This window comes from Mucilaginibacter flavus (assembly GCF_030409315.1).
Lineage (GTDB): Bacteria > Bacteroidota > Bacteroidia > Sphingobacteriales > Sphingobacteriaceae > Mucilaginibacter > Mucilaginibacter flavus.
This window is the reverse complement of record NZ_JAUFPS010000083.1, coordinates 1-22,676: the sequence shown is the minus strand read 5'-3', so window position 1 is coordinate 22,676 and position 22,676 is coordinate 1. Positions and strand designations below refer to the sequence as shown.

Below are 22,676 nucleotides of genomic sequence, written 5' to 3'. Positions count from 1 at the left end.
ATTTTCAGAATTAAAGAATTAACAGGATTCTGAAAATTTGCTTGTTGCCATTGCACTACCAGAATTTGATCATTTTTAAATCTTAAAATAATTCCCCCATTTGCACATCTGAAATTTGCACATCTACCTCCGCATCTGCACATCTGAAATCTGCACATCCGCACATCTACCTCCCCAGTTCCTTATCAATCCGCTTGTTCCATTCGCTTTGCGCGGCGGGGTTTGTGCCGTGGGCGGTATCGCCATCGTATTGTTCCTGCAGTTGGTTCATTTCACTGAAAGAGTCGAGGAATTGAACATTTATGGGGCCGTCGTAATTATCAACGGTAAACTTTTCCTTTAGTAAGGCTTGCTTAAAATGTTCGGCAATCAGCTTTACAATATCAAAATGTCGCTGTTCGTGGTTTAAGTTATAATCCGTACGGGCACCGCTTTTTACCCAGCTGGCGCTTTTAGGCAAATAGGCCTTTAAACTGAGGTGTACATTCACAACGCTTTTTATTATTTCAACGCGCTCATTGTAACCAAAACTCGGAAATACCTCGGCTTCGTATTTACTGTTAGGCGGTTTTTGTTGAAAATCGGTCCAGGTTAAGGGTCTTTTAGCCGAGTAATAAATGGTATCCCCTTCTGGCTGTTCGGTGTAATCGTCAAAAATAAGCTTTACCCCTTTGGCCAGCTTGATGTTGCCATCGGCCTGTTTATTTATCCAGGTGTTAAAATATATTAACGAAGCCCACAATCCGTTACTCACTATAGTGGCAATATCCATTTGCTGGTTTTGGCCACGTGCGTAATTTAAACCACCCCGATAATCGACCAAATGCGCCTCCCCTGATTCCTTTTTCAAATTAAAGCTAAAATTGACACTCAACTTACCATCTACGTGCCCATCCTTCTGCAGTACCTCATCAACCCTTAATGTTTTAATGCGAATGATAACAGGGCGCAAACTTTTATCTAAAGGCAGGCTTTTACCAATAAATTGTTTAATACTGGCTACAAAGCCATCTTTTAGATCAACAGCATAGGTTGGGCTGGTTGGGTTTACCGATGCCGGCAATAGCCATGCTACGGCGCTACGGTCGGTTCGCTCATCAACAAGGCCGGCTATGTAAAATTCAGTTGCCGGAATTATAAATTGCGGCCCATCTAAAACAATTGGCCCGTTTATTTTTTGTGCATTACAAAACAAAGGCAAAAACAAAATGCACACTAAAAACAATCTTCTATTTAACAGACCATTTATTACTGCAAACATGGATGAGATAGATAAAGTAAAATTGGTTACGCCACAAACATATCATTATATTACGTTTAACAGTTCAAAAAATTGCTCCTGGTAAATACCATTGATTATTTGCGGTTTAATCGTTTTAACAGCGTGAAAAGGGCAACAATTTTAAAGTTTTCCACACGCATATCATCTTTAGTATTACCTTCGTTAATAAAAGTGTTTTCCACATTTGTTAACTACTTATGTGAATTACCCTTTTTCGTTTCGCTAATTTAGCACCATCGTTAGTATGCGCTTTATGATCAAAAAAAGATACATCCCCCTGCTAATTCCCGTTTTTATAGCTTCAACAGCACTTGCCCAGCAAAACCAGTCCAACCAAATTTACAACACTTATCATTCAGCTATTGATCTGATGACCAGGGGTAAATATGTGGCGGCTGCGGAGCAATTTCGCCTTGTTGAAACCTCCCGGCTTAAAACCACAACTCAGCCGCAGTTTGAATCGGACCTGTCGCTGGTTAAAGAAAACAGCCAGTACTATGAAGCTTATTGCGCCCTTAATTTGAATAATGACGACGCCGAAAGCATGTTTCAGCGTTTCATTAAGGAACATCCCGAAAATCCGCTTACCAAACTGGCTTATTTCCAAATAGGTAAATCGTACTTTAAACAAGGCAACTATGAAAAATCGCTGCAATGGTTTGATAAGGTACAGGCCGGCGAACTTAATGGGCATGACAATACCGAATACAAATTCCGCAAAGGTTATGCTTATTTTTCGATAGGCAACTATAAAGACGCTCAACTGCTTTTTGCCGAGGTAAAAGCAAAAAAAACAGAGTTTACCGAGGATGCTACCTATTACTTTGCCTACATAGCTTATTTAAACAAAGACTATCACTTAGCCTTGGTAAACTTTGAAAGGCTAAAAAAATCAAAGAAATATGAAAACAGCTACCCTTATTATATTTCGGCCGTTTACTTTTTAGATAAACGTTATGATGATGTTATTAGCTATGCTGTACCCATTGTAAACAATACCCACCAGTTAAACGAAACCGAAATGCTGCGCATTATAGCCGCATCGTACTTTGCTAAAGCCGATTTTAATAACGCGGTGAAATATTACGGCCGTTTCCAGGACAGGGATCAGGGCCGCACCCAAAACACGCAGGATAGCTACCAGATAGGTTATACTTTTTATAAGGTTGGCAATTATGCCCAGGCTGCTGTTGAGCTGGAAAAGCTGGTTGAGCAAAAAGACGTGTACAGCCAAAATGGTAACTATACACTGGGCGATGTTTTCCTGAAACTAAACAACAAACAAAGCGCCCGTAACGCTTTCCTAAACGCGTCGCGCTTAACTTTTGATAAACAATTACAGGAAGATGCGTTGTATGAATACGCCAAGCTATCGTACGAACTTGATTTTAATACCGAGGCTTTAGCGGCTACCCGTTTATATCTTAAAAATTATCCCCGCTCGCGCCGTAACGACGAGATGAAGGTTTTATTAGGCGAGGAATTGCTAAACTCACGTAACTACAAAGAAGCGGTTGAAATACTGGAACCTATTCCCAATAAATCAGAAAGCGCGCAGATAGCTTACCAAAAAGTTACTTACTACCGTGGTTTGGAATTTTACAACGAACGTGCTTTTGAAAACGCGATAGGCATCTTCCTCCGTTCACTTAAAAACCCGGTTGATGGTAAAACAGCCGCTTTAACTACCTATTGGATGGCCGAAGCCATGTATGAGGTGCGTAAGTACAGCGAATCTGTTGAAACGTTTGAGCAGTTTTTGGCTATGCCAGAGGCTAAAGAAACCGACGTGGCCAACTACGCTAACTATGCTTTAGCTTACGCGGCATTTTACGGCGAGCAGTATAAAAAAGCCGCTAACTATTTCGAAAAGTTTTTAGCCGGCGATGTTAAAGACGAGAGTACTAAAAATGACGCCATAACCCGTATTGGTGATAGCTATTTTGTATTGAAAAGCTACAGCAAAGCCATGGAATATTACGACCGCATCATAGCGATGCACATACAGGGTGAGGATTATGCCTTGTTTCAACGTGGTATGATCCAGGGTTTACAGGGTTCGTTAGATACCAAAATCAGTACCCTGAATGATGTACTGAACAAGTTCCCTAACTCTGACTATGCCGATGACGCGTCGTTTGAGATTGCTTACACCTATTTCCTGAAAACAGATGGCGACAGGGCCAAAACAGATTTGCAGGCCATGATACAAAAGTATCCGCGCAGCAGTTATATCCCTCGTGCTTTGGTTACCATTGGTTTAATTGATTACAACGCCGGCAATGATGATTTGGCTGTGGAATCATTTAAAAAAGTGGTACAGGATTACTCATCAACCGATGAGGCCAAACAGGCGCTTAAACAAATTGAAAAAATTTATACCGATAAAGGCGACGCGCAAACGTTTATTGCCTATGCCGGTACAACCCCAATTGGTAACTATACCGCTGCCGACCAGGAAAGCATCATGATTACTGCCGCCAACAACCTTTACTTAAAAGGCGACTGGCAGGGCGCCTTAGGTGCTGTTAATGCCTATTTTGATAAATTCCCGGGTAAACAGATCTATGAAAAGCAGGCCCGCTTTATCAGGGCACAGGCCTTAACCAACCTTAACCGTACACAGGAAGCCGTGGTTGATTACAACTTTATCCTAAACGACTGGACAAGCGCCTATAGCGAAAAATCTTTACTGGCAATGGCCAACCTATACATCCGTCAAAAGAAATATAACGAGGCCGTTGTGTTCCTGAAAAGATTAGAAACCAACGCCGAGTACAAGGCCGATTACACCTACGCCATCAATAACCTGTTATTGTGCTACTCAGAAATGCAAATGCCCGATGACGCGCTTAACTACGCCAAACTGGTTAGGGATAATGATAAAACAGCCCAGGAAGATAAATTCCGTACCGGTTTATACGCAGGTAAAGCTTACCTGCAAAAAGGTGATACCACAGCCGCGGTTAAGGAGTTAAACTACACCATTACCAATACCAAAACAGTTGCAGCTGCCGAGGCAAAATATAATGTTGCTTTGGTTGAGTATTTAAAAGGCAGGTACAAAACATCGCAAAAAATGTGTTTCGACTTGGCAAAAGAGATGCCTAACTACGATTACTGGATAGCCAAAACCTACATTTTACTTGCTGACAACTATGTGGCGCTAAAAGATAATTTCCAGGCAAAAGCAACCCTGCAAAGTATCATTGAAAACTACAAAGCCGATGATGATATATTGCCAACCGCCAAACAACAGTTAGAAGCTATCAACTCTGGTAAAAAGGGCAAAATAGTGGCACCTGCAGCCATACAGGAAACTCCTGCTGCGCCTGCTGATACCACCAAAGCCAAAGCCGATACTACCAAAACAAACTAACAGGATTACGAAGAATAGTAAAAAGAAGACAAGCAATGAACTCAAGATACACCTACACGCTGCTTACCTTATTAATAGCATTATACTTTGTACCTGCACAAGCACAAACAAAGAAACCCGCTAAAAAGGCAACAGTAAAAACCGCTAAAGCAAAAACGCCAGCCAAAGCTCCTGCCAAGGCACCCGCGAAAAAGACTACTACAAAGCCGGGCACTAAAAAAACAGCTGATGCAAATGGCTCCAAAAACCTGGGCGATGCGGCAGCAAAAGTTAGCCAGGATACCACAAAAAAAGGCGGCAATGGCAATAATCCGCAAAACCAGGGCAGCATATCTGACGAGATTGTAGTAACCACTGCCTACAAACCGGTATTGGCCGATGCGGTAAAAATTCGCAGAAACCCCGATCTGGAAGATAAGGTGCCTTTTAAAGCACCATTGGCTTACACCCCCTTGGATAAAAAGTTAGACCAGGATTCGGAAATTAAACAACTGGAAGCCCAAAAAAGACCTGCCGAACAAGATTCCGTACTGCAGAACAACTATGTTAAAGCAGGTGTTGGAAGTTTAAAAACATTATTTGGCGAAGCTTACTTTGGCAACGGCCGCGACCAGGCCCTGCAGGTTGGCGGTTTCCTGAAACACTTTTCGCAATCAGGTTCATGGAATAAACAAACCGAAAGTAAGGACGAAGTTGGTGTGTTTATCAAAAGCATCAACGCCGAAAATACTATCACCGGTCGTTTGGGTTACAAACGCCAGGGCGTTTATTTTTACGGTCACCCGGATTCTATTCCTTTAACTTTTACACCATTAAAACAACACTTTAGCGATATTAACGGCGAAGTAGAATTAGCTAAAAACTTTAAAGATGTTGAAAACGATTTTACTTACGCGGTAAAATTAAAAGCCTATTCATTCAGCAACGCTTTTCAGGCTAAGGAAAGTAACATCGTTATTTCGGGCTTTTTAAACCAAACCATAAAACAGTTTTATACCGGTTTAAGCGCTTCTGTTGATTTGAGCAATCCTAAGGATAGCCTTTACAACTTAAACAACAGTATTTTAAGGTTAAACCCATATATCAAATTTCAGGGAACCAACTATAAAATTGACGCGGGTGTAAACATTGCCAAGGAGTTTGGCGATTTTAACCGTTTTTATGTGTTCCCGGCTGCTAAGTTAGAGTACCAGGTAATCCCTAAATATGTAAGGTTATTTGTGGAAGCTAAAGGCGATATCAACCGCTCATCCATCCGCGATTTTGCTTATATCAACCCATACATTGATAAAAACATCCAGCTTAAAAACTCCGTTGATCAGTTAGATATCAGCGCCGGTTTAAAAGGCACCCTTGCACCGGGCTTAAGCTTTAAGGCATCGGTTTTCCGCAACAGCGTAAAGGATATGCCGCTATTGGTTAGTAACCAAACAGCCGAAGGTTATAAATTTATAGTGATTTACGATAACGGTCGTTCACGTGTTAACGGTTTTAATGGCGAACTTGACTTTAAAGCCACCGACGATGTAAACATTTTTGGCCGCGTTGAGTTTAAGGATTATTCAATGGCGACAGAAAAGGAAGCCTGGAACCTGCCTAAGTTTTTGTTAACCGCGGGTACCGCTATTCACATCAACAATAAAGTAAGCATAACCGGTTCATTGCTAATTCGTGGTAATACTTATGACAGGCCATTTGGTATAACGCCAGGTCCGCTGGGTACACCTACGCCAAATACAGCGTTGTTAACGGCAAACCGTTCTATCAGTTCATTTGCAGATTTAAGCGGAGGGGTTGAATACAAGGTTACGCCACAAATTACGGTGTTTGGCAAGGCAAATAACATTTTAAACGCAGGTTATCAAACCTGGATATACTATCCTAACTACGGATTTAATATCTTTGGCGGCGTCGGTTACTCATTTTAAGCTTTGAAGTTTATAAATTACCGTATTTTTAACGAATGGATATAGCCAATTACTTAAGCGAACTATTAAGTGAGCACGGACAAATAAGTGTACCGGGCCTGGGCCATTTTGTACATGTACGTGTAAATGCATGGTATAATGACGCGGAACGGAAGTTTTATCCGCCGGGTTATAAAATAGAGTTTAATGCCCAACCCATCGAAGGCGACGATACGCTAACCAACTATATTGCCGAAAAAAAGAAGATCTCGCTGGCTTCGTCCAAATACTTTACGGATAAATATATTTCAGGTTTAAAGCAGGAAGCATCGTTAAAAGAAGTGGCTTTTGCCGATCTGGGTTGGTTTTTTATGGATAAAGGCAAAATCGCTTTCAAATCCCAAATAAACAAAACCGATACAGCCGAATTTTTTGGTTACGAGCCTATCAGCATAAAAAAACTTAACCAAACCGCCGAGCCGGAAGTTGTTACCCCAATAGCAGCCGCGACGTCGATAGTTTCGGTGCCAACAGCTGACGTTCCTGTTGAAAACTCAGAACCCGAAACTACGCCCGAGCCATTGCCGTTGCCACCGCCTATCAGGGCCTATACTCCTGTAGCCGAACAGCCGGAAGAATACTTTGAGGAAGAGCCCGAAGAACGCCGTGGCTTAAGCTTATGGATTATCATACTTGTTGTGATCATCATTTTAGGATCGGCACTGTTTACGGTTTACAAATTTAAACCTGAACTGTTGCACCTGAAAAAAAGTAAAGGTGAAGAAATGGTGCTGCCTGCCGAAACTAAAACACCTCCGGTAGCAAAACATGATACCGACAGTTTGAAAAGTGCCGTAAAGCCGGCTGATTCTGTAAAGGCAATTTCTAAACCCGATTCTGCGTTAAAGAAAACAACAACGGTGGTTGCACCTCCTGTGGATACTGTGGCCAAACCGGTGTTTGCCATTTTTGCGGGATCGTTTAAAACGATAAAAAAAGGCGAAAACGCTGTTAATGACTTTAAAGCTAAAGGACTTGACGCGAGGATATTAACAGGGCCAGGGACCGGTAAACGGATCAAGATAATCATTGGTAGTTTTCCAACATTTGCAGACGCTGAAAAAGAAAGATTAAAATTAATTGCATCTAAAAAAATAGAGCCAACTTCAAATTCATATTCTCAACAACTTCCTAATACTCAGAAATGACTTTATTATTCGTACAACAAGTAACTGATACAGCAAAGCACTTAGTAGATACGGCAAATCACGCAGCCACACAATTAACAGCCCCGGCAGAGGAATTACGCTTTGGCGACCTGATTATTAAAGGTGGCTGGGTAATGATCCCTATTGGTATACTGGCCGTATTAGGTCTTGTTATATTTTTTGAACGTTACTTTACCATTCGTAAAGCTTCACGTAACGAATCAAACCTAATGGTACAGGTGCGTGCAAGCATCCACTCAGGCAACCTGGAATCGGCCATTGCCATTTGTCGTAACAGCAATACGCCACTGGGCCGCATGCTGCAAAAAGGGTTATTACGTATTGGCAGGCCTATTAAAGATATTGAAGGCGCTATTGAAAACGTGGGTAAGCTGGAAGTTTCCAAGCTGGAAAAAAACATTGGCATATTGGGTATTGTAGCCGGTATAGCACCGATGTTTGGCTTTTTAGGTACCATATTTGGTGTAATCAAGATCTTTTATGATATATCAAAAACCGATAACATCAGCATGGGTGTAATATCTGGTGGTTTATATGTAAAAATGGTAACGTCTGCCGCCGGTTTATTGGTAGGTATAGTAGCTTATGTATGCTACCATATTTTAAATATGATGGTTGATAAAGTGATCCTGAAACTGGAAACTGATGCCATTGAATTTATTGACCTGTTAGAGGAGCCAAGCAAATGAATTTAAGAAAAAGACATAAAAGTGCATCGGCCGAGATCCATACCTCGGCCATGAACGATATCATGTTCTTCCTGCTTTTGTTTTTCCTCATCGCGTCTACCGTTACCAACCCCAACGTGGTAAAGCTGGTATTGCCAAAATCATCAAGCGGGCAGTCGATATCTAAAAAAACCATCAACGTATCTATCACCAAAGATTTAAAATATACGGTTGATAAAAAGGAAGTGCCGGTAGATCAGTTGATGAACCAGCTATCAACCTACAAATCATTAGCTAATGAACTTACCATAGTTTTATCTGTTGATAAAACAGTAGCCATACAAGATGTGGTACAGGTAATGGATATAGCACAAAAATTAAACATTAAACTGGTTTTGGCAACGGAACCTAAATAGTAGTAAGTAGTTAGTATCAAGTAGTAAGATTTTAAAATGAGCAGTATAACTCTTACAGCCTGATATGAACAAAGCTATTGTCTTGATACTTACTACTTGATACTTACTACTCAATAATAAATGGAATACAGGGAAGAAAATAACTATCCGAAGGCTTTTTTGGCAACAGGCATTATTATGGCTGTGCTGATAGCGGCATGTTATTTTATTGTGTTTAAAAATCCGCCTAAAGAGCAGGAAGGCACCGGCGGTATATTGGTGAATTACGGCACTGTTGATGAAGGCATGGGTAACGATTATATGAGTACCGAAGAGCCTTCGGTAGCCGAAAAAGCCAATCATGTAAAACCTACCAAGGTTACACCTGCCCCTCCTACTGAAGAAAAGCCAACTCCCGAAAGCAGCCAAAAAGATGTAGTTACCCAAAATACAGAAGACGCGCCAGAAGTTACGCCGCCTACCAAAAAGGCTACCGCGGCCGTGGCGACCACAGCGCCAACTAAGGCTACGCCTAAACCAACCGTTAACCAAAACGCGCTTTACAAAGGCAAAGCCACTACAGGCACCGGCGAAGGCGATGGTACAGGATCGACGCCGGGCAACCAGGGTAAACCAAACGGATCAACCCTGACCAATAACTATAACGGAACAGGATCTGGCAACGGCGGTAGTTTAAACCTATCGCAACGTAACTTTGTAAGCAAACCAAGCATTGACGACGGCAATCGCTTTACCGGTAAAATAGTGGTTGAGATACACGTAGATAAAGCCGGTAACGTAATTTATGCCAAAGCTACCCGCGGCACCACTATATCCGACTATAGCCTCATCGAAAAATGCGAAAACGCTGTAAGGAACGCTAAAATAAGTTCTTTAGATACCGCGCCCGATACTCAAATTGGTACAGTGGTATTTGTGTTTAAGGTAAATTAATTCAGTTTGCAGGCATCAGTTTGCAGTTTGCAAATCCAATTTAATAGTTTTGCCAGGTATAATTGACAGCCAGCAAATCGACTGCTATCTGCCAACTGAAAACTGCCAACTGAACACATGAACTACCAACAAACCATCCAATACCTATATACCCAACTGCCCATGTTTACGCGTGATGGGGCTTCGGCATATAAGGCTAACCTTGATAATACCATTGAGCTTTGCAAACGCCTGGGCAATCCGCAGGATAAGTTTAAGAGCGTTCATGTTGGTGGCACCAATGGAAAAGGTTCAACATCGCATATGCTGGCGGCTATTTTACAAACCGCGGGTTATAGAACCGGCTTATATACTTCACCGCATCTTAAAGATTTCAGGGAACGCATCCGCATTAACGGACAAATGATCAACGAGCAATCAGTAATTGATTTTGTGGCCGACCATCGCACCGATTTTGAAGAGATTGCTCCCTCCTTTTTTGAAATGACCGTAGGCCTGGCTTTTGACATTTTTGCCAAAGAGCAGGTTGATATCGCTATCATTGAAGTGGGCTTAGGTGGAAGGTTGGATTCTACCAATATCATCACTCCCTTGTTATCTATCGTTACTAATATAGGTTGGGATCATATGAACCTGCTGGGTAATACATTACCACTCATAGCCGGCGAAAAGGCGGGTATCATTAAACACAACATCCCGGTAATTATTGGCGAAAATCAGCCTGAAACAGCACAGATATTTATTGATAAAGCGGCTGCAGTGGGGACAGAAATTGTTTTTGCATCTGATTTATTTGCGTCGGAAAGTTCGGAAGTCGGAAAGTCGGAAAGTCAGAAAGACCGGAAGTCAGAAGATGTGGAGGTTGAAAAGACAAGAAACTTTCTGGAGCTTAGCTTAAAGAGAAAAACTATATCTGCCGACTCACCAAACTCCAATCTTTCGGACTTTCCGCCTTCCGGACTTCCCGACTTTCGGACTCCCGGACTTTCGGACCTGAAGCTCGATCTAACCGGCTCCTACCAATTTAAAAATGTAAAAACAGTTTTAATAGCTGTTGATGAACTACGGCAACAAGGATTCAAGATTAGTGATGAGGATATTCGCAACGCCTTATCACAAGTAAAAACCCTCACAGGTTTACACGGTCGTTGGGAAACATTGAGTACCAATCCGCTTACCATTTGCGATACCGGCCACAATCCCGATGGGATACAAGAGGTATTGAAAAACATTTCAGCGGTTAATTACCAGCACCTGCATTTTGTGATAGGCATGGTAAATGATAAGGATATCACCAAGGTTTTAAACATGCTACCCACCAATGCAACCTATTATTTTTCGAAACCCGATATTCCAAGGGGTTTAGATGCTGAAAGCCTAAAGCTGCAAGCTGAAGGCTTTAATTTGCATGGTGAAGCTTATGCATCTGTAAAAGAGGCTTTCTTATCAGCACAAAGTAATGCCGGCGATGGTGACCTGGTTTTTGTTGGCGGTAGTACTTTTGTGGTTGCGGAAGTTGTCTGAATCAGAATTAACAGAATTTTAGAATTAACAGAATAACAAGGCAATTGCGTCTTAAGGTTATAGTCTTCTCCCCAAAACAACTACTGGTTGAAAGACTTGCGAAGTTTTAAAAACTTCGCAAGTCTGGCTCTACAACTTGTTATCGGTAGGCACAAAAGACCAACTTAAAGAGGAAAAATCCTGTTAATTACTCCACTTTTTTCCACGCCACCTCCCCAGTAACCGCGACTCCTGTGGTAGGCGCAGGAACTGTATACTTAAACACATTACCTATCAACGTAAAAGGGCGTTTTTGCTTTGCACCTTCCCAATTGGGAAACGTAGCATGTTCAATATTGAAAATTATTGAACCATTGGCCTCATCAATGGTATAAGTACCAAAATGGGCATTACTGCCTTTAACCGCTGCCCGGTTTTCTTCATCGGTGCCTTTACTCTTATCAGCGGCGGCAAATTTAGGGCGGTCCTGGTTATAAATTTGAAGGGTATAATGGCCTTGTGCATCAAATATTAACAAGCCCTGGGGGTTATCACCATATAAATGAACCCTGCTGCCATCCGCCAGTATATTATCAACGGTCAACAGCTCATAAGTGCCGGTAAGTTTAGCGTCTTTGGTTTGAGCAGATGCAAAAAGGCTACTTAACATACAAAATATTGTTATCAGTTTGGTTTTCATACCTCAAAGCTATATTTGTGCTGTACCTTTATCAAGTAGGCACAAAAAAGTAACCCGGTTACTTAAAAGTGTGCAAGCTGTAAATCAGTCACTTTATTTTCAAATACCGCTAAAAATGAAACGACCATTGCCTAAATGTGGAATTGACTACGCCTTTCAACGCATTGGCGGCAAATACAAAGGTCGCATTTTATGGCGACTACGTTCCGGTATACATCGATATGGTGAGCTGCGTAAAACCGTAACCGGTGTTACACCCAAAATGCTTACCCAGGCCCTGCGCGAATTAGAGGACGACGGACTCATTGTCCGCAAGGTGTATATTGAAGTGCCCCCAAGGGTTGAATATGAACTCACCGAGACAGGCAAAGAACTGCTCCCTTTTTTATCGTTACTGCGCGATTGGGCCAAACAACAAATGGTGGCTAACAATGTAGATGCCTTACCAGGCAGTTTCAAATAATCAATTTGCGATACTATCCTGCCGAATCAGCTAAAAACTCTGATTAAAATTCTATTTTTACGGGCATCAAAAACACTGAATCTTACCTTTTATACATATGACCTATATTCCATCTGCCGATAGATACAAAAAAATGCAATACCGCCGCTGCGGCAACAGCGGTATTAAGTTACCCGAAATTTCGTTAGGCTTGTGGCACAACTTCGGTGGCGTTGACGTAACCGAAAACTACCGCAAAATTTTGCATCTGGCCTTTGATAGCGGCATCACCCACTTCGATCTGGCTAACAATTATGGGCCGCCTCCGGGCTCTGCCGAAGATAATTTTGGCAGGATATTGAAGGAAGATTTTCGCGGTTACCGCGATGAGCTGATCATCAGCACCAAAGCGGGCTACACCATGTGGGATGGCCCTTATGGCGACTGGGGTTCAAAAAAGTACCTGGTATCCAGCCTTGATCAAAGCTTAAAACGCATGCAGCTGGATTATGTGGATATATTTTATCACCACCGCCCTGATCCCGAAACACCGTTAGAAGAAACCATGAACGCGCTTGACCTTATTGTTAGGCAAGGCAAGGCTTTGTATGCCGGTATATCCAATTACCCTGCCGATAAAGCCGAAAAAGCGATCAAAATATTAAAAGACCTGGGCACGCCATGTCTTATCCATCAGCCTAAATACTCCATGTTTGAGCGTTGGGTGGAAGGTGGCTTGCTGGATGTACTGGGCAACGAAGGCGTAGGCTGTATTCCGTTTTCGCCATTGGCACAGGGTATGCTGACTAACAAATACCTGCAGGGTATTCCTGAAGATTCAAGAGCAGCAAGGCCAACAGGCTTCTTGCAAACCAGTCACCTTACTGATACTCGGTTAAACCAGATTAAGAGTCTTAACGATTTGGCCCTGCAACGCGGCCAGTCGTTAGCACAAATGGCCCTGGCCTGGCTGTTAAAAGATAAGCGCGTAACATCGGTACTGATAGGTGCAAGCAGAACCGAGCAATTGGCCGATTCATTAAAAGCACTGGATAATATTGTATTCTCTGCCGATGAGTTGGCACAGATCGAAACAATTTTGAGCCCCCTGGCCCCCTAAAAGGGGGAATTTATAGGGTTTTGTATCAATTTTCAGTTAAAATAAAATTTTTGAAGTCTCCCGCTAACCAGCGGAGAGATTTAGAGGGGCTTTCTTTATGATCAAATGGGGAATTATTGGTTGCGGCGATGTAACAGAACTTAAAAGCGGACCAGCATTTAAAAAAGTGGCAGATAGTGATCTTATTGCCGTAATGCGCCGCGACGCTGCCAAGGCCGAAGATTACGCGCAACGCCATAACGTAAGCAAATGGTACAGCGATGCCAACACCATGATGAGCGAAGCCGGCATCAATGCCGTTTATATTGCCACGCCCCCATCATCGCACCTGGAATATGCTTTAAACGCCCTTGAAAAAGGCTTTAATGTATATGTAGAAAAACCGGTTACCCGCAACGCCGCCGAAGCAAAGGCAATGGATGCTGCCGTAAAAAAAGGCAATGCCAAGCTTACTGTAGCGCATTACCGCCGGGCGGTGCCCATGTTTTTGAAAGTGAAAGAGCTATTGGATAATAAAACGGTTGGCGATGTGCGCACCGTACAAATAAGGATGTGGCAAAGCCGCAAGCCTAAGCTGATTGCTGATACCGCTACCAACTGGCGGGTATTGCCCGAGTTTTCTGGCGGTGGGTACTTTCATGACCTTGCCCCGCATCAGTTAGATTTGATGCTTTATTATTTCGGCGAACCGGAAAAGTACCATGGTTTTTCGCTCAATCAATCGGCAAGTACCCCGGCCGATGATCATGTTTGCGGCGAAATATTGTTTAAAAATGGCGTTGTTGTTAATGGCTCATGGTGCTTTAACGTAGCCGAAAGCCTTACTACCGACACCTGCGAAATTATCGGCACTAAAGGGAAAATCACCTTCCCGTTTTTCGGCAATTACGTAAGCTGGAAAACCGATACCGAAGAGGAAGCCATCACTTTTCAGCATCCGCAGCATATTCAGCAACCCATGATCGAAAAAATTGTGGCCTATTTCAAAAACGAAGGCCCTAATCCTTGCTCTATTGATGAGGCCGTTGTTTTAATGGATATTATTGACGCGTTTACCATTCCAAAATAGATGAGCAATACCGCCTTTTCGTTTCCGCCGATGCCTGCCGGAGCCGATAAAAAGATCCTCAAACCTTCCAAATCATTTAACAAACAGGTTTACCGGTCAATAGGCGCTATTTTTCTCTTTTTAATTACCTACCTCATTTTATTGTTGGCGGCCATAGCTATTGCTATCGCGTTTGTTTACCTGGGTATTGCCATTATATCTGGTCTTACATCATTTTTTGGCCTGGTAGCCGGGGCGGCATTTATAGGCGCGGCATTTATCCTGTTTTTCTTTGTAATCAAATTCCTGTTTAAAAGCAATCCTACGGATCGCTCCGGTATGATGGAAGTGACCGAAGAAGAGCAACCCCAGCTATTTGCATTCATCAGGCAATTAACAACCGAAGCACAGGCCCCCTTCCCTAAAAAGATTTTTATATCGGCCGATGTAAACGCCGGCGTGTTTTATGATTCCAGCTTTTGGAGTATGTTTTTCCCCGTTAAAAAGAACCTTAAAATTGGTTTGGGGTTGGTTAACGCGGTAAACATATCGGAGTTTAAGGCGGTAATGGCGCATGAGTTTGGGCATTTTTCGCAACGGAGTATGAAATTTGGCAGTTACGTTTATAACCTTAACAAGGTTATTTACAATATGCTTTATGATAATGAGGGATATGGAAAACTCATCAACGGCTTTGCCCGCATCCATAACATATTCAGGGCCATTGCATGGGTCAACATTAAAATTATTGAGGCTATGCAATTCATCCTCAGAAAAATTTATGTAATTGTCAATAAAACTTACCTGGCCTTATCGCGCGAGATGGAGTTTCATGCCGATGCTACTGCTGCTTATGTGAGCGGCTCAAACCAAATGATCTCGTCATTAAAACGTATTGAAATTGGGCAGCTTTGCTATTCTGGTTTACTCAATTACTGGGATCGTCGCTTTCGGGATAACCAGCGGTCTGCCAATTTTTATCCGCAGCAAATGGAAATGATCAGGCATTTTGCAAAGCAGCAAAACATACAGGTTGATAATGCCGGCCTGCCCATTATTACCGCCGATTTACAGGTAAACGATACCAGCCAGATTGTGATTAACAATCAATGGTCATCGCACCCTTCAAAGGAAGATCGCGAAGCTGCTTTAAAAAAAATCAACCTTGATGCCCCGGCGGTTAGCCAACCGGCCTGGTTACTATTTAATAATGTCGATGAGCTGCAAACACAACTCACCAATGATGTTTATTCCACAACGAAACTAAACCCCGATTTTTCTGTTATCAACTTTGACGATTTTAAGACCGACTTTTACAAAGCGGTTAACGAAAACTCTTTTAACGCCCTTTACAAAGGCTATTATGATGAACGTAGCATAACGGCGTTTGATATAGATAAAGCAATAAAAGAAGCAGCAAACGTGAAGCCCGTTTTTGATGAGTTGTTTACCGATGCCCATTGTGGCTTGCGTAAAAGGATTGAAAGGATGCAACAGGATATGGCCATTTTGGATACGCTTGCCATTACCCAAAAAGATGTGAAAACATTTGATTACAAGGGCAATAAATACAAAGCTGAGCAAGCCGATGCTGTTAGAGAATTGATAGACCAGGAACGGCAGGAAGCAGTTAAACAACAGGAAACATTGGACAAAAACATATTTATATATTTTTATAACGCTTGCAAAACTGAGCCGGAAAGCGAAATGCTGATTGCAAAATACCGTAAGCTGCTGCATTACCAGACCGATGCTGTTAAAGATTATGAATTGTATAATAATACCATGACGGTATTCAATAATGTTTATAACACCATGACGGTAGAAAACATTAACCGCACCGTTAACCAGGTTTATAAATACGAGCGCGAGTTGAAACCGAGAATTGAAACCGTTATTGCCGATGAGGAAACCCGGCAACATTTAGTCGACGAACAGGTGCAGGCGCTTGATAAATACCTATCCTCGAAATGGATGTATTATTATGAACCCAAATACGATAACGCGGCTATAGCCATTTTTAATGCCGGTGTTAGCGCCTATATATCCGCTGTATCCAAACGTAATTTCGAAATAAAGAAAGACCTCCTGAACTTCCAGGCTGGTTTGCAATAATTAACCCTATAAAAACAATATGAAACAACTGCTTTTACTGATACTTATTACTATTACTTTCAGCTTTACTGCCAAAGCGCAAAAATTTGATGTGCCGATGCATTACGTTTTACAAACCGATGCCGACTTTGAAATGTACGAACCACAAGTCATCAGCACCGCCGACTGGCTGCAACAAACAGGCTGGAAAGATAAACGCGAAAAAAGGCAGGCTGCCCGGTTGTTTATCCTGGCCTGGATTCAGGGAGCACACAACGTTAAAGTATCTGTAAACAAAACAGTAGATGCGTTGTGCGATAAAAACCCGGAATTGATGTTTACTTACACATCGCAATACGCCAAATTTGCGTTACAGCATAAAACAGATTTTGATCGTAACGCCGCCAATCTTTTTGCCCTGCGGGCCATGATTGCCAAATACAACGTTGAGCCAAGCCATCAAACCGACCCCGAAGTTGAAAAGATCATCGAGATTAATAAAGAAGGCAACCTGGCCAGCTGGATTGCAACTGATTTTAAATAGTTGAAGAATGCAGCCTTACGAAGTTTTAAAAACTTCGTAAGGCTCTCGCGAATTTGGCCCCACGATCAGCTCTTCTTCTTCGGCACTTTCGCTCCTTCTTTTCGCGCTTCAGACAAACCTATCGCAATAGCTTGTTTTTTATCGGTTACTTTTTTACCGCTGCCGCTTTTCAATTTCCCTTCCTTCATTTCGTGCATAGTTTCTGCAACCTTTTCACTCGCTTTTTCTGAATACTTTGCCATAACATTGTTTTTTAGTAGATATATCAACTAAAGCAAAACGTGGGCCAGTTGGCAGTTTTCAATCATCGGTGGACAGTAAACAGTTAGGCAGTAGGCAAATAATGTAGAAAAATTAGAAAATATTCGAACTATAGGCTGAGAACTGCCTGTTGCCAACCCCTTACTGGTAACTGCAAACTGAGAACTGCCCACTTATAACTGGCAACTGCAAACTAAATTTCCTATCTTCAAACATCTCATTTAACTAAACGTTATCCATCAAAATAAAGCAGGAAAAATCCCCTACCATATGCCAACAAAAAAACTAATAGCACCTTTTTACGAACGACTTGCACTTACGCTTATTGGTTTCCTGGCACTGGGCTATCTTATTATAGTGGGAAAAGATATTCTTGACCCACTCATCTTCGGTTTTATCTTCGCTATTTTATTGCTGCCGGTCTCAAATTTCCTGGAGAAAAAACTCAGGCTGCCGCGCAGCATGTCGTCGTTGGTATCTATCTTATTATTAGTGGGTCTGGTTGGCGGTATTTTGTACCTGGTAGGATCGCAGATCTCAAACCTCAGTCATGATTGGCCGATGCTAAAAAAACAGGTAGAGCAGTCACTTCATGATCTGCAGCAATGGGTACAATCGGCTTTCCATATTGATGCCGATAACCAGCTTAAATATGTACAGGATGCCTCCAAGAAGATAATGGAATCTGGCACCGATGTAGTTAGCACCACTTTTGGCGCGGTATCGTCATTGATGATTTTTTATGTGTTTATCCTCATCTTTACCTTTTTTATATTACTATACAGGCGCCTGCTCATCCGCTTTATTATCTGGGTTTTCAGAGACGAAAATCATGCGGTGGTGATGGATATTGTAGAAAACATCCAATCTATATTAAGACAATACATTTTAGGGCTTTTATTGGAAATGGCTATAGTAGCCACTGTGGCTATCACCGTTTTTTGGCTTATTGGTATCAAATACGCGGTTTTGCTGGGCATTATAGTGGGGCTGTTTAACATTATACCCTACATAGGCATCTTTTCGGCCCTGGTGCTTAGTACGGTTATCACTTTTGCCACGGGTAACATCAGCAAAGCAATTACCGTGGTTATCAGCGTAATATCCATACACGCGGTTGATGCCAACTTTTTACTGCCTACCATCGTAGGCTCAAAAGTACGGCTCAATGCGCTCATCTCTTTTATAGGTATTATATTGGGCGAAATGATTTGGGGGCTTTCGGGCATGTTTCTTTCTATCCCGGTTATTGCTATTTTCAAAATCATTTTCGACAGGATAGAAAGCCTTAAACCCTGGGGCTACCTGCTTGGCGGCGACTACGAGTCTAACAAAAAAGTTGCTGAGGAAATGGAAACCGAATAAATTGGTAATAAAAAAGTTACATCAACCCTTAACTATTAGGCATTTTATATAGATTTGTATCTTACAGATACCCCTGATTAAAGTAATGCAAATTGTTAACGATGATCCGCGCCCGGTGTACAGGTGCAAAAAGTGCAAGCAAATTTTAGATACGCGCCGCCGAAGAGGCGTACTCCTTAAAACATTCCTGTTTTGGCTCCCTATAAAAAAGTTCTTTTGTGAAAACTGCCTTGCTAACAGGTACCACTTTTAAAACTTATTTATTTTGTTTAATTAACGGCTATATCATTAATTTAGTGGTTGAACATTTGCCCATATAGCATTTGAAAAACTACCTGTAATGACCCGTAAATACACCTCAATAATTATTGTTTTATGTTGGCTATTGCCATTTTTTTCGTCGGCCCAGGTTAAAAATAAGCCGGCTTTCAGGTTGGTACCTTTAGGCGTGTTAGGTGGTATTGATGAAAGTAACCTATCGGCTTATATGCTGGCCACAAATGGTACCAACAACTATGTGTGCCTTGATGCCGGAACCCTACATGCCGGTATTGTAAAGGCAGTTGAGAACAAAGCTTTTGATGTACCTGCCGAAAAAGTGCTACGGCAGTATATAAAAGGTTATTTTATATCGCACGCGCATCTTGATCACCTTGCGGGTTTGATCATTAACTCGCCAGATGATAGTACTAAAAATATTTACGGTTTGCAAAGCACTTTAGAAACGCTTAAAAACCATTATTTCACCTGGGCAAGCTGGGCTAATTTTGCGGACCAGGGCGAAGCACCTGCCTTAAAGAAATTTCGCTATCAGCCACTTACTCCAGGTACCGAAACGGCTATTGAAAATACCGACATGAAAGTGCAGGCATTTCCATTGAGTCACTCCAACTTAACCAGCACCGCATTTTTAGTGCATAGTGCCGATGCATACACTTTATACCTGGGCGATACAGGTGCCGATACCATTGAAAAAAGCACCAATATGCAAAACCTTTGGCAAGCTATAGCACCGCTGATAAAAGCCAAACAGTTAAAAGCCATTATGATTGAAGTATCGTTCCCCGATGAGCAGCCGGATAAAACGTTGTTTGGTCACCTTACCCCGCATTGGCTCATGGCAGAAATGGACAAGCTTGCCGCCCTTACGGGTACCGACGCCATAAAAGGCTTAAACATTGTTGTTACCCATTTAAAACCGCCTGCGATCAACATTGTAAAAATAAAAGCCGAGCTAAAACTGGAAAATAAATTGCGGTTAAATTTGATTTACCCGCAGCAGGGTAAACCACTCACCTTTTAATAGTTACCTAAAACTAAACCATTTTATAGAATGAAAATGTTAAAAAAATGCCTGCTATTTTGCTTTTTGTTAAGCGTAAGCACCGCTTTTGCACAGCAGGGAAAAGTAATTGAGGAGCAAACCGTTAAAAGCAAAGCTTTAAAGCGTAACGTAAAATATACCATTTACCTACCTGCCGACTACGAAACAGCCAATCGCACCTACCCGGTAGTTTACCTGTTACATGGCTACACTGATGATAATACCGGCTGGCTTCAATTTGGCGAGGTTAACCGTTACGCCGATAAGGCAATTAATGATGGTACCATCCCGCCAATGATTATTGTTATGCCCAATGCCGATTCAAGCTGGTATATCAATTCGTACGATGGTAAGGAAAAATATGAAGACTTTTTTATCAAGGAATTTATCCCCCATATAGAACAGGCTTACCGGGTTAAAACCGAAAAACGTTATCGGGGCGTAGCAGGCTTATCCATGGGCGGATACGGCACCATGATTTATGCCATTAAACACCCGGAACTATTTTCGGCAGTGGCGGCGTTGAGCGCGGCGGTATTTCCGGATGAGGATTTGACCAATATGCCCGATGATAATTATGAGCGTGTGTTTGGTCAGTTGTATGGTCGTGGGTTGAAGGGGAAGGATAGGCTCAGCAAGGCCTGGGAAGCCAACTCCGTGTTAGGGCTGATTGGAAGTAAAACAACCGACGACCTGACTAAAGTTAGATACTGGATTGATTGCGGCGATGATGACGGCTTAAGCAAAGGCAACTCGCTAATGCACATTGCTTTGATAGAGAAAAAAGTACCGCATGAATTCCGTGTACGCGACGGTGCCCACAACTGGACCTACTGGCGAACCGGCATCACCAACGCGCTAAATTTTATGGGCGATAGCTTTAGGCAGAAATAGCTTTTTAGTAGTAAGTATCAGGTAGTAAGTAGTAAGACAGGTTGGCGATAGGCATTCGGGTATATGACAAAAGATTTTGAATTATCGGCATCGGAAAATGAGCTTTCAAAATTGATGGAGGGAGAAATTTCAATTCAACAGTTTTGGGACAATTTGATTGGGGATAAAGATGCTCACTACACTTTTTGCCGAAGCCTAGCATCCTATTATCATGATGATGGAGGATCGCCGGAGGTTAGGGAGTTTACTATTGCTGATACTAAGTTTGATAAGGAAACCTTATCCGGTTCACTCAAATGTAGCTTTAAGGTATACTACTTTTTTACCTGCAGCGATATTAAAAACGACAAAAACGATTACCTGACCTGGACATTTAAAATTGACAACACAACCAACAAAATAGCCTTAGCCGGCGAAGAACCGTGGATAATTGATAATTGATGTGCAGATATGCAGATTTCAGATGTGCAGATGATATTAGCTAATTTAAAAATTTGAAAACCCAAATTTGTCGATCAGACATTATAATCATCTGCATATTTGCACATCTGAAATCTGCACATCTAACTATTACTTGATACTATGAAAAGATTTATTTTAATTCTTCTGCTCCTCTCACCCTCTGTTTTGTTTGCGCAGAACATCCCTGTGGGCAAAGTTATAGAGGAGCAAAACGTGAAGAGTGATATATTGAGGCACAACGTTAAATATGCCATTTACCTGCCTGCCGATTATGAAACATCAAACCGTACCTACCCGGTAGTTTACCTGCTGCATGGTTATGGCGACGATCAAACCGGCTGGCTTCAATTTGGCGAGGTAAACCGCTATGCCGATAAAGCCATCGCCGAAGGTAAAATCCCGCCGATGATTATTGTAATGCCTGATGCTTTAACCAGCTGGTATATCAACAACTATAACGGTAAGCAAAACTATGAGGATTTCTTTTTTAAGGAATTTATCCCTACCATCGAAAAAGAATATCGCACCAAAACAACCAAACAATACCGTGGCATCGCGGGGCTATCTATGGGCGGCTTCGGCACCATGGTTTATAGTTTGAAACACCCGGATATGTTTGCAGCTGCGGCGGCTTTAAGCGCCGCTATACGCACCGATGAAGATTTTGTAGGTGTAACCGATGCCCGTTGGACGGAAGCTTACAGCAACGTATTTGGCCCTAATTTGAAAGGCAACGAAAGGCTAAATAATGTATGGAAAGCCAACTCGGTATTGGGCCTTATTCAAAGCAAATCAACCGATGAACTAAACGACGTACGCTACTGGATTGATTGCGGCGATGACGATGCCTTAAGCAAAGGAAACTCCCTGCTCCACATCGCTCTCATGGAAAAGAAAGTCCCCCACGAATTCCGCATCCGCGACGGCGCCCACACCTGGACCTACTGGCGCACTGGCATAGTAGATGCCCTGGAATTTATCGGAGATAGCTTTAGGCAAAAGTAAATTTTAGTATCAAGTAGTAATGCGAATCAAGGGTTAAAAAATAAGGTATATAAAAGCGGCGGCTATTTTTCCAAAAACGTGCACGAGTAATCCGTTAGTA

Annotated in this window: 20 protein-coding genes; 17 read left to right on the top strand and 3 right to left on the bottom strand. The window is 42.2% G+C overall.

The annotated features are described in order from the left end of the window. Positions 1-166 precede the first annotated feature (166 nt). On the bottom strand, positions 167-1,261 hold the full coding sequence (locus QWZ17_RS24605) for a hypothetical protein (protein WP_290307986.1): 1,095 nt from the start codon (positions 1,259-1,261) through the stop codon (positions 167-169). Between the two features lie 274 nt (positions 1,262-1,535). On the opposite strand from QWZ17_RS24605, the gene QWZ17_RS24600 reads away from it, so the two are divergent. The 7 genes from QWZ17_RS24600 (at position 1,536) to QWZ17_RS24570 (ending at position 11,338) form a co-directional block, all read left to right on the top strand. Further along, a complete protein-coding gene (locus tag QWZ17_RS24600) occupies positions 1,536-4,661 on the top strand; it encodes a tetratricopeptide repeat protein (RefSeq protein ID WP_290307985.1) in 3,126 nt (1,041 codons plus the stop codon). A gap of 35 nt (positions 4,662-4,696) precedes the next feature. Next, complete coding sequence (locus QWZ17_RS24595) at positions 4,697-6,589, top strand: porin family protein (RefSeq protein WP_290307983.1); 1,893 nt, start codon at positions 4,697-4,699, stop codon at positions 6,587-6,589. 35 nt (positions 6,590-6,624) lie between these two features. Further along, positions 6,625-7,776 (top strand): HU domain-containing protein, encoded by a 1,152-nt coding sequence (locus tag QWZ17_RS24590; RefSeq protein ID WP_290307982.1) that lies wholly within the window; start codon positions 6,625-6,627, stop codon positions 7,774-7,776. After that, positions 7,773-8,486, top strand: a complete 714-nt coding sequence (locus tag QWZ17_RS24585; RefSeq protein WP_290307981.1) for a MotA/TolQ/ExbB proton channel family protein — start codon at positions 7,773-7,775, stop codon at positions 8,484-8,486. The genes QWZ17_RS24590 and QWZ17_RS24585 overlap by 4 nt, the downstream gene beginning before the upstream one ends. Further along, positions 8,483-8,881 carry an ExbD/TolR family protein gene (locus tag QWZ17_RS24580; RefSeq protein WP_290307980.1) on the top strand — a complete coding sequence of 133 codons (399 nt, stop codon included), beginning with the start codon at positions 8,483-8,485 and terminating at the stop codon, positions 8,879-8,881. Before QWZ17_RS24585 ends, QWZ17_RS24580 begins: the two co-directional genes overlap by 4 nt. Positions 8,882-9,001: 120 nt before the next feature. Beyond that, positions 9,002-9,814 (top strand): energy transducer TonB, encoded by an 813-nt coding sequence (locus QWZ17_RS24575; protein WP_290307979.1) that lies wholly within the window; start codon positions 9,002-9,004, stop codon positions 9,812-9,814. A gap of 117 nt (positions 9,815-9,931) precedes the next feature. Continuing rightward, positions 9,932-11,338, top strand: a complete 1,407-nt coding sequence (locus QWZ17_RS24570; RefSeq protein ID WP_290307978.1) for a bifunctional folylpolyglutamate synthase/dihydrofolate synthase — start codon at positions 9,932-9,934, stop codon at positions 11,336-11,338. Between the two features lie 187 nt (positions 11,339-11,525). Here the strand turns inward: QWZ17_RS24570 and QWZ17_RS24565 are convergent, their stop codons facing one another. Next, on the bottom strand, positions 11,526-11,987 hold the full coding sequence (locus QWZ17_RS24565; protein WP_290307977.1) for a lipocalin-like domain-containing protein: 462 nt from the start codon (positions 11,985-11,987) through the stop codon (positions 11,526-11,528). Positions 11,988-12,132: 145 nt separating this feature from the next. Between QWZ17_RS24565 and QWZ17_RS24560 the strand changes: the two genes are divergently transcribed. The 5 genes from QWZ17_RS24560 to QWZ17_RS24540 all read left to right on the top strand — a co-directional run bounded on the left by QWZ17_RS24560 (position 12,133) and on the right by QWZ17_RS24540 (position 17,265). Beyond that, positions 12,133-12,480 (top strand): winged helix-turn-helix transcriptional regulator, encoded by a 348-nt coding sequence (locus QWZ17_RS24560; RefSeq protein WP_290307976.1) that lies wholly within the window; start codon positions 12,133-12,135, stop codon positions 12,478-12,480. 97 nt (positions 12,481-12,577) lie between these two features. After that, positions 12,578-13,579, top strand: coding sequence for an L-glyceraldehyde 3-phosphate reductase (mgrA, locus tag QWZ17_RS24555; RefSeq protein WP_290307975.1), 1,002 nt, complete (start codon positions 12,578-12,580; stop codon positions 13,577-13,579). 97 nt (positions 13,580-13,676) lie between these two features. Further along, entirely contained in the window at positions 13,677-14,648 is a 972-nt protein-coding gene (locus QWZ17_RS24550) for a Gfo/Idh/MocA family protein (RefSeq protein ID WP_290307974.1), read from the top strand. Further along, positions 14,649-16,742: a M48 family metalloprotease gene (locus QWZ17_RS24545; RefSeq protein WP_290307973.1), complete on the top strand. Its 2,094-nt coding sequence runs from the start codon at positions 14,649-14,651 to the stop codon at positions 16,740-16,742. Positions 16,743-16,761: 19 nt separating this feature from the next. Continuing rightward, positions 16,762-17,265, top strand: coding sequence for a hypothetical protein (locus tag QWZ17_RS24540; protein ID WP_290307972.1), 504 nt, complete (start codon positions 16,762-16,764; stop codon positions 17,263-17,265). A 65-nt stretch (positions 17,266-17,330) separates the two neighbouring features. Here the strand turns inward: QWZ17_RS24540 and QWZ17_RS24535 are convergent, their stop codons facing one another. Then, the gene (locus QWZ17_RS24535; protein WP_290307971.1) at positions 17,331-17,507 is read right to left on the bottom strand and encodes a DUF6496 domain-containing protein; all 177 of its coding nucleotides are present in this window, start codon (positions 17,505-17,507) and stop codon (positions 17,331-17,333) included. Between the two features lie 289 nt (positions 17,508-17,796). Between QWZ17_RS24535 and QWZ17_RS24530 the strand changes: the two genes are divergently transcribed. From QWZ17_RS24530 to QWZ17_RS24510, 5 genes are all read left to right on the top strand, one after another. Next, on the top strand, positions 17,797-18,891 hold the full coding sequence (locus tag QWZ17_RS24530; RefSeq protein WP_290307970.1) for an AI-2E family transporter: 1,095 nt from the start codon (positions 17,797-17,799) through the stop codon (positions 18,889-18,891). A 340-nt stretch (positions 18,892-19,231) separates the two neighbouring features. Further along, positions 19,232-20,194 carry an MBL fold metallo-hydrolase gene (locus QWZ17_RS24525; protein WP_290307969.1) on the top strand — a complete coding sequence of 321 codons (963 nt, stop codon included), beginning with the start codon at positions 19,232-19,234 and terminating at the stop codon, positions 20,192-20,194. Positions 20,195-20,224: 30 nt separating this feature from the next. Next, positions 20,225-21,109, top strand: coding sequence for an alpha/beta hydrolase (locus tag QWZ17_RS24520; RefSeq protein WP_290307968.1), 885 nt, complete (start codon positions 20,225-20,227; stop codon positions 21,107-21,109). Positions 21,110-21,172: 63 nt separating this feature from the next. Beyond that, positions 21,173-21,550, top strand: coding sequence for a hypothetical protein (locus tag QWZ17_RS24515; RefSeq protein ID WP_290307967.1), 378 nt, complete (start codon positions 21,173-21,175; stop codon positions 21,548-21,550). 141 nt (positions 21,551-21,691) lie between these two features. Beyond that, a complete protein-coding gene (locus QWZ17_RS24510; RefSeq protein WP_290307966.1) occupies positions 21,692-22,576 on the top strand; it encodes an alpha/beta hydrolase in 885 nt (294 codons plus the stop codon). Positions 22,577-22,676: the final 100 nt, after the last annotated feature.